This window comes from Sphingobacterium sp. UDSM-2020 (assembly GCF_016132525.1).
Lineage (GTDB): Bacteria > Bacteroidota > Bacteroidia > Sphingobacteriales > Sphingobacteriaceae > Sphingobacterium > Sphingobacterium anhuiense.
In genome coordinates, this window is record NZ_CP066166.1 from 2,465,056 (window position 1) to 2,480,194 (window position 15,139).

A 15,139-nucleotide genomic window follows, 5' to 3' on the forward strand; every position below is an offset into this window, starting at 1 on the left:
TTAAAAATTAAAAGGACCGAATTTATGTTGTATTGCACTTATCTCGTCGTTATAAGGTGGATAAGGTGAGTCTTTTGGTTTCTTTGCTAAGTTAGGATAGTCATTTTCCTTATTTGCTTTGATTGGTCTAGAAAAAGAATTGATATAAGCAGCCACATCAAATGCCTGTTCATCTGTTAAAATTGGACTGTCGTGAGTAGCACCTAAAGGCATATTTGCTTTGATAAATTTCATTGCAGTTAACATACGTGCCATTCCTGCACCATCATTGTAGGAATCATTTCCCCATAGAGGTGGATATTGATATCCTTTAGTTCCAGCAAGTTTTTGGCCTTCTCCATTTGTACCATGGCAACTTTGGCAATGCTGTTGAAAGACAGTAGCTCCATTCTTTTGATCGGCAGCTCTTTCTGGAATAGTCACTTTGACAAATCCCTGGCCAGTAATTCGCTTTCCAATTGGCGTATCTTTACTGATATGTTTAATATAGGTAACAATTGCCCTCATTTCGGTACTGTTCACATCAATAGCTTTTCCGTTCATGCTACGTTCAAAACAACCGTTGATACGCTCTTCTAATGATTCCACTTTATCTTCTCTGCCAATGTAAATCGGGAAAACACCTGTAAGCCCTACATAGGGAGCCGCAAATGATTTTGTTCCGCCATTGAGGTGGCAATTGGTACAGGCCAGATGATTACCAATTTTACTTCCATCTTTTTCATAAAAATAGTTGTAAGTCTCCCTTATCAGTTTTTCACCATAGCTTGCCATTTTATCTTCGGCATTGTCAGCATAAGGTGTCAGTTTTAATTGATCAACATGGTTAATTATTTCGCTATGTTCAGATTCTTTATCAGGAGATTTATGCGCTAAAGCATTTGTCATATAAGCAGATAAAACAATGAAGCATAATAATATGCTCGTCACGATAATAATGGTATTGCTACTCCTCCTAATTTTTTTAATATCCTCTTCCATTCATACTAGGTTTTAAACAAATGTACCCTATTACAGAATGCTGTTATAATTCATAATTATTATCTGTTATAACGAAATGTTATGAGTAGATTTTACCCTTATGCTGTTGAATAAAGTTCATGAATTTTAGTGGAAGGCCAGCAAGTCCTCCAACCAAATGGGTGATGTAGAAATAACGCTCTATGCTAAAATCTTCTAACTCAATGATTTTTAAATCACCGTTTTTAAGCTCTTCTTGTATTGCATGGATTGAGAGAAATGCCGCTGTATTACTGTATTTAAGATACCTTTTAATACTTTCGGAGGATGATAAAATAATTTCTGTATGGAGATGTTGCAACGAAATTCCAGCTTCTTTCAATTTGCAATCGATGATATCACGAGTTCCAGATCCAGGTTCCCGGAATACGAATGCTAATTTATAGATGTCATTTAAGACAAATCTCTCTTCTTTACATAAAGGATTAGTATTGCGGGTGACCAAAACAATTTCATCTTTGATATAGGGTGTGAATTTTAATGATCTATTATCTGGCAATCCCTCTGTAATCCCCAGATGAATTTCGTTCTTGATGAGAAGTTGCTCAACCCGTTTTGAATTAGCCTGCGTGACTTTTATTTCATTTTGTGGAAAATGGAGATTAAACTCCACTAACATTTTAGGAATTACATATTGAGAAATCGTTGTGCTGATTCCCAGGAAGAGATTTCCATTTTGCTTTCCTGTTATTTCGTTGATTTCATAAGTCGCCTGATTGTATTGTTCCAAAATGACCTGCGCATGTTTATAAAGAATCTTTCCAGCAGGAGTAAGGGCAAGCCGGTTGCCTAATCGTTCAAATAACGGTGTACCAATGGAGTTTTCAATCTCCTGTATATTTTTACTTACAGCTGGCTGTGAGATAAAAAGCTCTGATGCCGCTTTTGTGAAGTTGAGCGTATTGGCCGCAACGTAAAAAACTTTTAACCTAAAATCGAAATCCATAAATGAAATACCCTTATCGTAATGAAATGTATAGAACCAAATCTAAAAAAAATTGAATGCGTTTTTAGCTATTAACAAAATTGTCACAATTATAAATGTAAGTTGTTTTCAAATTTATTGAAGATTTGAATAGCATGATAGAATATGGTTTGGATTTAGAATATTAATTCAGGCCCAGTCAAAGCATGTTTATCAGCCATAGATCTATTGAAAATTTACTTTTATCGGGAATTACTAGACAAGGCGGATATCTTGAACTTGATCACAATATTGACTTCTGATAATAATGCTCTTTATCTATAAGCAAGGACAGCTTTGGCATTTCGTGTTTCATTTTTTTCAATGGAGAAATAGTATTTGAAAATCCAGAGAATAAAAAAAAAGAATTATTAATTTGAATTATTACGATTATTTCGTAGACTTGTGTGTAATTAGTAGTTTAATAATCAGGTATGGAAAAGTTAACAGCACAAGAAGAACAGGCGATGCAGGCCATTTGGAATCTTAAGGCATGTTTTGTGAAAGAGATTTTGGACAATATCAAAGGCGAGAAGATGCCTTATACGACATTGGCCTCTACAGTTAAAAATCTAGAAAAAAAGGGATTCGTAAAGTCAGTTAAGTATGCAAATGCAAATCGATACGAACCGTTGATTTCTGAAGAAGATTATAAAGAGACATTTATGCACTCTTTCGTAGGAGACTATTTTAAGAATTCATATAAGGAGATGGTTACATTTTTTGTGAAAGAAGAAAAGCTATCTGCATCCGAATTGGAAGAAATCATGCAAATGATCAAGGAAAATAAAAGCTAGTAACCATGGAAAATATCCTAAATTATGCGATCCAGATTAATGTATTACTAAGTGTTGTATACTTAGGATATGTATTGTTATTAAAGAATCTGACATTTTACCTGCTTAACCGCATGTATTTTATTACAGGTATTTTATTTTCATTTACCTATCCGTTCTTAGATATTCAATCCTGGTTTAGAAAACCAATTCCATCCGTAGGGGAGATCGCGATGGATTGGTCAATGGATCTCGGACAAGAGGTGGACAAATCGGTCTTTACCTTAAATAATGTATTGATCCTTTTACTTTTCATAGGGGTAACGATTTTATCAATTCGCTTCTTAATTCAGATGATTAGCCTATTGCGAATTCATATTTATTCTGAACCTGCACAGTGGCAATCTTATCTTTTTAGAAATGTTTTTATACCCATTGTACCCTTTTCGTTTTTAAATAAAATATACGTTAACAGAGATCATCATCCAGAACCGGAGCTCATGGATATTTTTAAACATGAAGATATTCATGTAAAGGGTTTGCATTCTATTGATATCCTGATCAGTGAGTTTACTTTAATCAGCAGCTGGTTCAATCCTTTTGTATGGCTCATGCGAAAGGCAATCCGTGAAAATTTGGAATTTCTAACAGATCAGCAAGTACTCAATAATGGCGTAGATAGACAGACCTACCAGTATAGCTTGCTACGTGTCAATGCTAGCGGCGGGTCGGCGACATTAGGAAATCAGTTTAGTTTTAAGACACTAAAGCGAAGGATAATGATGATGAATAAAAAAAGATCTGCAAAAATACAGCTCGGAAAGTACGCATTTATGTTGCCTATTTTTGTATTGACAGCTGGTGCATTTACTCTAAATAAAGCAGAGGCTAAGATAACGCAAGCGACAGATTCGGCGAAAGAGATTGATTTAGAATCTGCAGTATCCGTTGGTCAGTCCGCGCAAAATACCATTGAAGAAGCGGGTTTAGTTCAGGATACGTTAAAAGGAAAAGTAATAGGTGTAAATGTAAAAGAGGAAGCCGTTTCAATTATTGGAATTAAGACAGATACCTCAAAGTTTACTGCTCATGGAGTAAAGGTTAAGCAGGGTGCGAAGATAAAGATTAAATCTTTATCTAAAAACGTATTATTTATATTGGATGGAAAGAAAGTTGATGATATTCATAGTGTAGATCCAAATGATATCGAGGCTATTACTGTGCTTAAAAATAAGGCTGCAATAGATCTGTATGGAGAGAAAGGGAAAGAGGGTGTTGTTTTGGTTACAACTAAATTCGGAGGGAAGACATCTTCAGAAATAAACACCGGAAAAAATATAGTGAGCGGAAAGGATACTTTTAATGATAAATCCAATAAAATTGAATTAACATATGCCCCAGACAAATCCGATAAGGTGACTTTAGGGAAGCTAAATCCTGATCAACCTCAACCATTATTTGTAGTTGATGGTAAAATATCGGAAAATATAAATAAGATTGACCCCAATTCTATAGAGTCCATGGAAATATTAAAAAGTCCTTATGCCCAAACGCTCTATGGTAATAAAGGTAAAGATGGTGTTATTTTAATTAAGACAAAATCATTTGCAGAGAAAAATCCAGATGCCTTAAAAGACAACGTTAAAAAAACAATTAATCGTGAAATTTCCAAGGAAAGAACCCGTCAGGATTCTGTTAAGATGCTAAAGGGTGGTCAAGTTAATCAAATAAAGGTTACGGGATACAAAAAGTCAGCGGATGATTTTTATGCGACAACGTTGCAACAGGAAAAACTAAAAAAGTTTTTAAATGATAATAAAGGAAATATCGATCCAAAAGACGGTTATGTTTTAGTAATAAATGGAAAAGTTGCCCGAGAATCGGATCTTAAGGAAGTCGACGCCAAAACAGTGACGAAAGTAATGGCTACAGATTTAACAGCAAAAAATAGTGAGTTGTCGAAAAATATAATAGGACTATTGGAATTAGAATCATCCACTAATAAAAAAGCAGTTCGGGGTGCAAGTGCCTCTGTAATTAAGAATGGTAAGGAAATTAAGTTGCTGGTCAATGAAGATGATCAAAATCCGCGTATTGTGATCAAATGACCCTGATGTTAATGGTTTATGAAAAAGGGAGTGTAACTCAAACTGTGTCAACGGATAATTAGCCTAATTCTAAAAGCCTCTATCCAGCTTGAGCCTATCTCCAAATTTAATATAAAGTTGAGAGATCGTCAAGCCCCAGTTGTGCATTGGCATTGTCCACTTTTTAGAGATGTCCTTTATTATCAAGAACATCAACTTCATAAGAGCCTGCTCAGAACTGAATGCACCTTTAGTTTTCGTGATTTTACGGACCTGACGGTGCATTCCTTCAATAGGATTAGTGGTGTAAATAGTCTTGCGGACCTGCTCATCATACTCGAAAAAAGTAGATAAGTTCGTCCAATTATCCAACCAGGATTTAGCAGCAATTGGATATTTCTTACCCCATTTCTCTTCGAAGATAATTAAATTTTCATAACCCATTTCTTCGTTAACAGCTTTATAAACGGGCTTTAGGTCTTCAATGACAGCTTTTTTATCCTTTTCTGTAACATAGCGCATACTTGATCTTATCTGGTGGACGATACATAATTGAACTTTAGTTTTAGGGAAAATAGCTTCAATAGCTTCAGGAAAGCCTTTTAAACCATCGATACAGGCAATTAAAATGTCTTCGACACCACGCTGTTTTAGGTCTGTAAGAACAGATAGCCAAAACTTCGCACCCTCATTCTCTGAACTATAAAGACCTATCAGATCTTTACGTCCATCCATTCCCACACCTAATATATTATAAATAGCTCTAGATTCAACCGTGCCGTTCTGACGGACTTTATAATGCATGCAGTCCAGGAAAACAAAGGGATAGACGGCCTCTAGCGGACGACTTCGCCACTCATTAACGGCAGGCATAACACTTTCTGTGATACGGGATATTTCGGTTGCAGAAATATCCATAGCATACATCTCACGGATAAAATCACTTATAGCACGTGTGCTCATCCCTTTGGCATACATACTCAGGACATGGCCTTCTAATTGTTCTGTAATAATGAGCTGACGCTTGGGAATTACCTTAGGCTCAAATGTACCGGATCTATCCCGTCCAGACTCCAGTTCAAAAGTACCTGTATTAAGGCCGCGGACAGTCTTTTTGGTCTTACCATTACGACGATTGGAATTACCTGAGGCCTTATCTTCCTGAAGGTGACTCTCTAGCTCGCCATCCATCATAGACTCTAGTAAATGCTTCATTAGGGGCGCCAGAACGCCGTCGTTGGGAGATAAACTCTTCCCGTTATAAAGACCTTGCATAGCTTCATCTTTGAAGCGTTCAAAGTCGAATGGGGTCTTTTCTTTCATGACCATGTCGTTTGAATAATTAAATATAAAAAATCTTATTAAATTATTCCGTTGACACAGTTTACGTTACAGTCTCATGAAAAAGCCTCAAAATCCATAAATTTTGAGGCTTTTTTGTGAAAGAACTTTTATCTCGGTTCAGCTACTGTGAAGGGTTGATAAGGACTTAGGTTAAAAGTAAAGTTTCCATTAGAATCTGTACCACCAACACTTCTTACTTTAGCTCTGACGGTGTATTTCGCTTTGGGATTGTACTGTTTCACTTCAAAATTGAAGAAGAATGGTTTGATCTTATTTGTCCCTCTAAATTTATCTGCTAATGCGTGATGTTTGTCTGCGCTGATCACCTGACCATTTTCCAAAAGTTCGACACCATCTATTTCTAAAAAGTTTTTACCTGCTGTAAAGAGGAAGCCCGCCTGCACACGACCTGTAGTATACACCTTTTTAGTCACGTCAATTGTCATTTCTTTAAACTCTTCAGTAACTGTTGCAGGACTCCATTTAGCTACCGTAAAACCGCCCTTTTTATAGTAGTCGACTTTCAGTTCATCCAATCGATCATAATGTTTTTCCAATCGGGCTGTAAAATCTGCAAAATCTTTTTTATTTTTCACTGTCCATCCCGTCTCGGCTAGTGCCAGTACGCGCGGGAAGTTATGGATATTCATATCCTTTAGTTCTTGTGTTAATGCAGTCCATTGATTAGCCTGTACACCTAACACCAGTTTTTCCTCATCTTTAGTTAATCCTTTACTCGGATCATACTCGTATACTTTTTCAAGCGTATTGATATTACCGTAGGCTAGATCACTCATAGTACCGTCATTTCGATCTGCCTGTGTAATATCAAAATACAAAGGATCAGTTGGCGTTGCTACACTTTCAAATCCATTTTCTACAGCCTTTTTGATCGCATCAGCTCCGAGCCAGCTCATAATAGCTGTTTCTTTAGGTAGATTTTTAACATCTGTCAAGATATCATTCCATCCCAATGGTTTTCTCCCTTTACTCGTGATAATTTTAGAGACGCGGGTCACAAAGTAACTCTGTAATTCCGTAACCGTTTTAATATTATTCTTTTTCATGAAGTCGATCACGTGTTGTTCCTTTTCCCATAGGTCGTGTCGTACCTCATCACCACCGAAATGTATGTATTGGCCTGGAAATAATGCGGTAACTTCAGTAAATACATCATCAAGAAATTGATAAACAGCTTCTTTTGTTGGGTCTAAAGTATTCGGTGTAAATTGATTTCCCCAGTATCCCCAAGAAGAGACAAAAGGAAATACATGATTGGGGTAGCTATTATTATTAACGCCGAGTTCCGGATATACCAAAATCGTTGGCCAGGAGTGTCCCGGAACATCAATCTCAGGAACAATCGTGATATGTCTTGCTTTGGCATAAGCCACAACATCCTTAATTTGCTCCTGCGTGTAGAAACCACTCCTTTCAGCAGGTTGGTGAGTTGTATGGTGGAAAATTGTTGCTTTTTCAGATGTTAGTTTAGGATATTTTTTGATCTCTATGCGCCAACCCTGATCGTCAGTTAGATGCCAGTGAAAAGTATTCAGTTTATAGAGTGCCATTACATCCAGATATTTTTTGATCACATCCACGCTATAAAATGTCCGGCTTACATCTTGCATATAGCCGCGCCAGTTGTACCTCGGAATATCACTTATTGACACGTTGGGAATAGTCCACTGACCATTATTAACTACCGATTGGCTTTCAATCGTACTTGGTAACAGCTGTCTGAGTGTTTGAGACGCATAATACAAACCCGTAGCAGTTTTTGCTTTCACAATGATATTATCCGATTTAATATCCAAGGTATATCCTTCTGCCGAGCTGTTTTTTAAGCCTTTGTCCAAAACAAAGTGTATCCCTTTTTTACCGGTATTTTCCGGTTCTATTTTAAGATCAAAACCTGTAGCGATTTTTATTAAACCTGCCAGTTCCTGTATTTCAGTTTGATTTTCTTTATTGATGAATATCTTGGTATTGGAGGTTAAAGAAAACGCTCCATTTTGAGCAGTTAGCTCACTTGGTTTCGGTATAATAGAATAACGCGAATCCTGGGCCTCTACCTGATGAGAAAGCAATAAAATGGCTAATACAGTAAGACATTTCTGCTTTGTTTTTTGGAAATAAAACATGCTTTAGTCGGTTTTATATTGATTTAAGTCTGCTTAAAGGTAGAAAATCATTTTAAATTAAAACCAGGCTTTCGAATATCAAACGTTTGCGCTTTTTTGAGCATCGCTTTATAAAAGAAACAAAACCGTTAACAGGTTAACGGCTTTGTTTTATTTTGTATTCAGATTGGTCATGGTCAGTTCAATACCGATATTGACAAAGCTATTGATCATCTTTACAGCATGATCGATAAGCTGTGGCAGTTCTTTTTGCTCTTCAGGATCAAATGGCCCAAGCACATAATCCACCTGTCTGCCTTTGGGATAATTATCACCAATTCCAAAACGCAGACGCGGGTATGCTTGCCCGCCACATAGTGCTTCAATAGACTTTAAACCATTATGTCCGGCAGCAGAGCCCTTTGGCTTGATACGTAAGGATCCAAAAGGAATAGCAAGATCATCCACAATAACCAGCGTATTTTCAATAGGAACTTTCAGCAGTTGCATGTAATAATTCATTGCCTTACCGCTTAAGTTCATATAAGTAGTCGGTTTGATTACATATACATTATGGCCCCTTTGCTTATACTCCGCATATGACGCAAGTTTTAACGTTGAAAAAGAAGCATTAGCTTCCTTAACAAGTTGATCTGCGACCATAAAACCGATATTATGACGTGTGTCGGCATATTCCCTTCCGATATTGCCCAATCCTACGATAAGATAATTCATTGTTTAATACTTAGCCTGCAAAAGTAAGGAAACCTTTTCATATACAATAGTTCTTCCATGCTTTAACACACAAAATAGCACACTCAGTTCTTATCCAAAGTGTCCGCTAATATAGTTTTTCGTAATTTCATGTTGCGGATTGTTAAAGATATCATAAGTAGCACCCTCTTCCTTCACTTCACCCAGATACATGAAGATCGTTTTATCAGCCACACGTTGTGCCTGTTGCATATTATGTGTCACAATAACAATCGTATACTGTTCTTTTAACTGATGGATCAGTTCCTCTATTTTTAGGGTACTCACCGGATCCAAAGCCGAACAAGGTTCGTCCATTAAAATAACATCAGGACGAAGTGCAACTGCACGGGCAATACACAGACGTTGTTGCTGTCCACCAGATAAACGGGTTGCCGGTTTTTTAAGATCATCTTTCACCTCATCCCACAGATACACCTCTTCAAGAGCTTTTTGAATAACAGCAGGACTTGCATCTAGGTTGTTCAGCTTCAGACCGTAAGCGATATTTTCCTGGATACTTTTTGGAAATGGGTTCGCTTTTTGGAAAACCATGCCTATTCTCTTGCGTATATCCGTAACCGAGATACCTTTTTCATAAATATTTTGACCGTCGATACTGACCGTTCCTTCAATTCTAGCATCAGGAACGAGGTCATGCATGCGGTTAAAGGAGCGAAGTAAAGTACTTTTGCCACATCCGGAAGGACCGATCAATGCCGTTACTTTTTTCTCAGGAAACTCAATATCAATTCCTTTTAAAACATGTTTAGAACCAAACCAGATATTCAGATCTTTTGTATATAAATTATTGGTCATTTTTTCTGTATTTATAACGAATGTAAAATGCGGTTAAATTCATTAAGAAAACCACGATAATAAGTACGAGTGCAGTTCCATAAGCCAATGGACGCACTTCTTCTATAGATTGATGCTGTGTCGACAGCATGTAAAGGTGATAAGGTAAAGCCATAAATTCCTGACTAGTGTTAACCGACACATCTGTAATGTAAAATGCAACACCGGTAAACAAAATTGGCGCTGTTTCACCTGCCGCTCGCGATAACGTCAAAACAACACCCGTGAGGATACCGGGCAATGAAGCCGGAAGCACAACATCTTTAATCGATTCAAATTTTGTAGCCCCAACAGCAAGTGCCGCTTCACGCATACTCGCAGGAATACGTAGTAATGCCTCTTCCGTTGTCGTTATGATATAGGGCAAGGATAAAAGCCCCAATGTCAAACCAGCAGATAAAAGTGAAGTTCCAAAATGTAGGCCCTGCACAAATAATGCTAATCCGAATAAACCATAGATGATTGATGGTACACCTGATAAGTTACGTATAGAAGCTCTGATGGTACGTGTTAGCCATGTGTTTTTGGCATATTCATTTAAGTAGATAGCACAGCAGACACCAAAAGGAATTGCAAATAGCGCCGTTATCAATGTCAAAATAACTGTTCCGATTATTGGCGAAAGCACGCCACCTTTAGTCATACCATCGGTTGGTAATTCAGTGATGAAAGACCACGAGATCGCAGACCAGCCTTTTGAAAAAATTTCGTAAAGGATGACAATAAGGAAAAAACAGACTAATCCAGTAGAAAGTAATAATGAACCCCATTCAATAATGGGAGTTATTTTTTTAAAATTAAGCCGCATGATATTTTCTAAAACGATTAATAAAATATTCACCAACCAGATTGGCTATTAGAGTCATGAAGAACAATACAATTGCGATGGCAAATAAAGCAAAGTAATGTGTTGTCTGAAAAGGCACTTCCCCCATTTCTATAGCAATTGTTGCTGTAATGGTTTTGACCGAATCAAAGAAATCCTCAGGAAAAAGGGCTGCATTCCCAGTCGCCATTAATACCGTCATGGTTTCACCGATGGCTCTTCCAAGTCCGAGCATAACGGCTGCAATGATTCCGGGAGCTGCTGCTGGAATAGTAATTTTGATCAACGTCTGCCATTTACTTGCGCCAAGTGCATAGCTACCTTCACGATATGTTTTTGGAATAGCATGGATGGCATCTTCAGAAATGGTGATGATGGTCGGTAATGCCATAATAGCAAGTAAAAGAGAACCGTTTAAAGCATTTAGTCCATTTGGAAGATCTGTAAGCGATGCTATTTTGGGTCCTACCAATACAATTCCTAAGAAACCGATGACAACAGAAGGAATAGCAGCAAGCATTTCGATTAAGGGTTTCAATATATTTTTAACTTTAGGACTTGCATATTCCGAAATGTAAGCTGCTGTACCAATACCCAAAGGGATCGCAATTACCATAGCGCCAAATGCAACAATTGTTGTACTCACGATCAATGGTAAAATACCATAGGTAGGAGTTGCAGCTGTAGGGTTCCATTCACGTCCTGTTAGGAAATCCAATGGTTTTACTTCTAAAAAGAAAGAAATAGCATTGTAGAGTAACATTCCGAAGATACCACCTAAAAGTGCCAACACAAGATATCCTGTCAATTTGAAAGTGTGCTGGGCGACACGATCAATTAAAATTCTATTTTTATACTTCATAACCTTTATTAATGAATAACGTAATACCCCGACGATTCGATTAAAGCTTTTCCTTTCGCATTTTTTTCAAATGAAATGAACGGTTCTACTTTTTCCCATGATGATTCCGGAATAAATTGGAATAACGGACGCTGGAAGTAGTATCGATTTTGACGGATGGCCTCTTGGTCTAATGGCGATACAGCTGTATTCGTTTTATCAATGATTTTTAAAACTTTGATTCCTTGCTGAACATTGGTGTTTTGAGAGATATAACCTGCGCCAACATACCCTATACCAGATTTATCCAGTTTTACACTTTCTAAAATCTGCGAATTACCAGTCATCTCCTTCGCTGCTTGACTGAATTTGATTTTTAATTTTTTCTTGACAAAAGAATAAGTTCCAGAACTACTCTGTCTACCGTAAATGGTGATCGGTAAATTGCTGTTTGACAATTTAGACCAGGAATCCTGTTTCCCATCTAAAATTTCTGCTAGATCTTTTAGGTTGATGGAGTCAATAGGATTGTCTTTATTCACCACAAATGCCGTAGCATCTTCCGCAAACACAACCGTTCTTAAAGGAATATTTTTTTCTTTGAAGAGATCAATCTCGTCCTCTGTAAGTGGACGTGAAGAATTTGCAATATCAGCCTGCCCATTGAGGAGAGCAGTGATACCTAGACCTGAACCTCCGCCGGAGATAGCTATACTGAAATCAGCGTTTTCCTTAGAGAACTCTTCTGCAAGATTTACAGCTAAGTTCACTTCGGTGTCTGAACCTTTCATTTTGATCGCATGATCGGAATCAGCACAACTTTGAATCAAAATAAGGATGGAGAACAGGAATATCTGAGGATATCCAAAAATGTGTTTTTTCATTACTTTTATAAAACAAGTCGAGACCTGAAGATGATCTCAAAAGTAATGATACACTGTTAATTCGTGATAAAGTCAATGTTAAGATGGTGTTAAGAATTAATTCCCTAAACTTTTCTTAACAAAAAAAGGCATCGATAATTCGATGCCTTTTAATAAGCTGTTTAATAAATCCCGAAAGATTATTTTTTACCACCTTTAGATGCTTTCGCAGCTTCTGTTTCTGCTTGACGTAAAGCACGTGACATGATAACAGATACGATCGTATCGTCAGAGTTGTTTAAAACTTTAGCGTTTTCTAAAACAACTTGAGCTACGCGGAATGATTTACCAACCTCTAAAGATTCCATAGGAACTGCAATTTCTTGAGGCAAGTTTTCAGGTAAAGCTTTAACACGTAATTTACGTAATTTTTGAACTAATTTACCTCCTAATTTAACACCTGGAGATGTTCCAGTTAACTTAACAGGGATATTTAACGTAACTTCTTTCTCATCATTCAACTCTAAAAAGTCAACGTGAGTAACTAAGTCAGTTAATGGGTGGAATTGAGCGTCTTGAACGATAGCCTTTACAGTTTTTCCATCAAGGTTTAATTCAATGAAGATAACCTCTGGAGTGTAAAGAACTTGTTTCAAATCAGCTGCGGATACAGAAAGGTGAGTTTGTGTAGAACCACCATAAAGAACTGCAGGAATATTACCTTCGTAACGCAATTCTTTTGCATCTCTTTTCCCTACGCTCTGTCTTACAGAACCGCTAATAGCAATTGATTTCATCTTTAATTTGATTAAATTTTAAGGTGCAAAGATATGTTTTTTTTGTTATAATGTTACTGTCCTTGCTAATATTATAACAAAAAAACCTTCCTCTCATAAAGAGAAAGGTTTTAATATGTTTTGAATTCTAAATATTTAGCTTATTCAACTTCGAATAAATCAGAGATAGAACCGTGTTGATTAACATTCTTAATTGCTTTTCCAAATAATTCTGCAGTAGACAGCACTCTAATTTTAGTAGACTGTTTCATTTTTTCTGGATCCAATTGAATGGTATCGGTAACAATCATTTCAGATAATACAGAGTTTTCAATTGTTTCGTAAGCTTTACCTGATAATACAGCATGTGTACATACTGCTCTCACAGATTTAGCGCCACTTTCCATGATCAAAGCTGCTGCTTTTGATAAAGTACCTGCAGTATCACAGATATCATCAATCAAAACAACGTCTTGACCAGTAACATCACCAATAATAGACATTGATTCAATTTCGTTGGCACGTTTACGACGTTTGTCACAGATGATTACTTCTGCATTGAAGAATTTTGCAAATGTACGTGCGCGGTAAGAACCACCCATGTCTGGAGATGCAATCGTTAAGTTAGGAAGGTTTAATGATTTGATGTAAGGAACAAAGATAATCGAACCGTCTAAGTGATCAACAGGAATATCGAAGAAACCTTGGATTTGCGCCGCATGTAGATCCATTGTCATGATGCGGTGTGCACCTGCTGCGGTAATTAAATTAGCAATCATTTTAGCACCAATGGCTACGCGTGGTTTGTCTTTACGATCCTGACGTGCAAAACCGAAATAAGGAACTACAGCAGTAATGTAATGGGCTGAAGCACGCTTTGCTGCATCAATCATCAACAATAATTCAAATAAATTGTCTGTTGGTTGATTTGTTGATTGAACAATAAATACATCGCTTCCACGAACTGATTCATTGTAAAAAGGTTGGATTTCTCCATCGCTAAAACGAGATAACGTTTTATCTCCAAGAGGTTTCCCGTAGGAGGTAGCGATTTTTTCTGCTAATTCTGTAGTGCCAGAACCGGCGAATAACTTAACCGTGTTGAATTGCAAAGGCATGGTTTTTTATTTTTGATATAGTGGATTAGAATAGAATTTTCTGTTTGTATGTTGCCAATTACTTTCTAATGACTTAAAAAAAAAGGATTGTTTTTATAACAATCCATTTTTTTCTTTTTAAAGTTGCTCGACCTGGATTCGAACCAAGACAAACAGTACCAAAAACTGTCGTACTACCCTTATACTATCGAGCAATCTATCTTATAGATTCGATTGACATGTCAACCTTTATCCTTTCGATGGTGCAAAGTTAGATAAATGTTTTTAATTTCAAAATTTCAATCGAAAAAAAAATGTAAAAATTTAAATAATGCCTCATTATGAGCAGGAAAAAGTAAAAGTCGAGCAGATTGCATAATTTTGTTATTATAATAGTTCGACTGTTACCCATGATATTTTTAGTGTTAAACAAGTGTAGAATTTCAAAATCTTATCCCAAGCTGTATATTGTATGATAAACTCTTTTGAATAGTATCTACTAACAGGTGTCATATTTACTACTGGTGGAAATATTTATTGAGAACTATCTTTTTGGTGTAGTATACATTATGGACATACTCCCTTTAGACAGGATTGGATTAATACATCATGAAAGTATTTTTGAAAATGTATTAAAACAAAAAAGGCTTACCGAAGTAAGCCTTTTTTAATGTTGCCCGACCTGGATTCGAACCAAGACAAACAGTACCAAAAACTGTCGTACTACCCTTATACTATCGGGCAAACATTCTCAAAAGTGTAACACTATGGAAGCGTGTTGGTCACTTTTGATGATGCAAATATACGGCGC

At 36.8% G+C, this 15,139-nt stretch carries 13 protein-coding genes and 1 tRNA gene; 2 read left to right on the top strand and 12 right to left on the bottom strand.

Features of this window, described 5'->3' with window-relative positions; translation table 11 throughout:
* The gene (locus JAZ75_RS10410) at window positions 1-981 is read right to left on the bottom strand and encodes a c-type cytochrome (protein WP_208701687.1); all 981 of its coding nucleotides are present in this window, start codon (window positions 979-981) and stop codon (window positions 1-3) included.
* 79 nt (window positions 982-1,060) lie between these two features.
* Window positions 1,061-1,966 carry a LysR family transcriptional regulator gene (locus tag JAZ75_RS10415; RefSeq protein WP_132841228.1) on the bottom strand — a complete coding sequence of 302 codons (906 nt, stop codon included), beginning with the start codon at window positions 1,964-1,966 and terminating at the stop codon, window positions 1,061-1,063.
* A 452-nt stretch (window positions 1,967-2,418) separates the two neighbouring features.
* Between JAZ75_RS10415 and JAZ75_RS10420 the strand changes: the two genes are divergently transcribed.
* Together JAZ75_RS10420 and JAZ75_RS10425 are read left to right on the top strand one after the other, a co-directional pair.
* Window positions 2,419-2,781 carry a BlaI/MecI/CopY family transcriptional regulator gene (locus tag JAZ75_RS10420; RefSeq protein ID WP_021188707.1) on the top strand — a complete coding sequence of 121 codons (363 nt, stop codon included), beginning with the start codon at window positions 2,419-2,421 and terminating at the stop codon, window positions 2,779-2,781.
* A 5-nt stretch (window positions 2,782-2,786) separates the two neighbouring features.
* Entirely contained in the window at window positions 2,787-4,868 is a 2,082-nt protein-coding gene (locus JAZ75_RS10425) for a M56 family metallopeptidase (RefSeq protein ID WP_208701689.1), read from the top strand.
* 69 nt (window positions 4,869-4,937) lie between these two features.
* On the opposite strand, the gene JAZ75_RS10430 is transcribed toward JAZ75_RS10425, so the two are convergent.
* The 10 genes from JAZ75_RS10430 to JAZ75_RS10475 form a co-directional block, all read right to left on the bottom strand.
* The gene (locus tag JAZ75_RS10430) at window positions 4,938-6,170 is read right to left on the bottom strand and encodes an IS256 family transposase (RefSeq protein WP_208701691.1); all 1,233 of its coding nucleotides are present in this window, start codon (window positions 6,168-6,170) and stop codon (window positions 4,938-4,940) included.
* A 128-nt stretch (window positions 6,171-6,298) separates the two neighbouring features.
* The gene (locus JAZ75_RS10435) at window positions 6,299-8,335 is read right to left on the bottom strand and encodes a beta-N-acetylhexosaminidase (protein ID WP_208701693.1); all 2,037 of its coding nucleotides are present in this window, start codon (window positions 8,333-8,335) and stop codon (window positions 6,299-6,301) included.
* A 150-nt stretch (window positions 8,336-8,485) separates the two neighbouring features.
* On the bottom strand, window positions 8,486-9,049 hold the full coding sequence (pth, locus tag JAZ75_RS10440; protein ID WP_168127545.1) for an aminoacyl-tRNA hydrolase: 564 nt from the start codon (window positions 9,047-9,049) through the stop codon (window positions 8,486-8,488).
* 90 nt (window positions 9,050-9,139) lie between these two features.
* On the bottom strand, window positions 9,140-9,886 hold the full coding sequence (pstB, locus tag JAZ75_RS10445; RefSeq protein ID WP_132769040.1) for a phosphate ABC transporter ATP-binding protein PstB: 747 nt from the start codon (window positions 9,884-9,886) through the stop codon (window positions 9,140-9,142).
* Window positions 9,876-10,733 (bottom strand): phosphate ABC transporter permease PstA, encoded by an 858-nt coding sequence (gene pstA, locus JAZ75_RS10450; protein ID WP_132769038.1) that lies wholly within the window; start codon window positions 10,731-10,733, stop codon window positions 9,876-9,878. The genes pstB and pstA overlap by 11 nt, the downstream gene beginning before the upstream one ends.
* Window positions 10,723-11,613, bottom strand: coding sequence for a phosphate ABC transporter permease subunit PstC (gene pstC / locus JAZ75_RS10455; protein WP_208701695.1), 891 nt, complete (start codon window positions 11,611-11,613; stop codon window positions 10,723-10,725). The genes pstA and pstC overlap by 11 nt, the downstream gene beginning before the upstream one ends.
* 8 nt (window positions 11,614-11,621) lie before the next feature.
* On the bottom strand, window positions 11,622-12,476 hold the full coding sequence (locus JAZ75_RS10460; protein WP_208701697.1) for a substrate-binding domain-containing protein: 855 nt from the start codon (window positions 12,474-12,476) through the stop codon (window positions 11,622-11,624).
* Window positions 12,477-12,655: 179 nt separating this feature from the next.
* Window positions 12,656-13,252 (bottom strand): 50S ribosomal protein L25/general stress protein Ctc, encoded by a 597-nt coding sequence (locus JAZ75_RS10465; protein ID WP_208701699.1) that lies wholly within the window; start codon window positions 13,250-13,252, stop codon window positions 12,656-12,658.
* 140 nt (window positions 13,253-13,392) lie between these two features.
* Complete coding sequence (locus JAZ75_RS10470; protein ID WP_021188717.1) at window positions 13,393-14,349, bottom strand: ribose-phosphate pyrophosphokinase; 957 nt, start codon at window positions 14,347-14,349, stop codon at window positions 13,393-13,395.
* A 652-nt stretch (window positions 14,350-15,001) separates the two neighbouring features.
* Window positions 15,002-15,072, bottom strand: a tRNA-Gln gene (locus JAZ75_RS10475).
* Window positions 15,073-15,139: the final 67 nt, after the last annotated feature.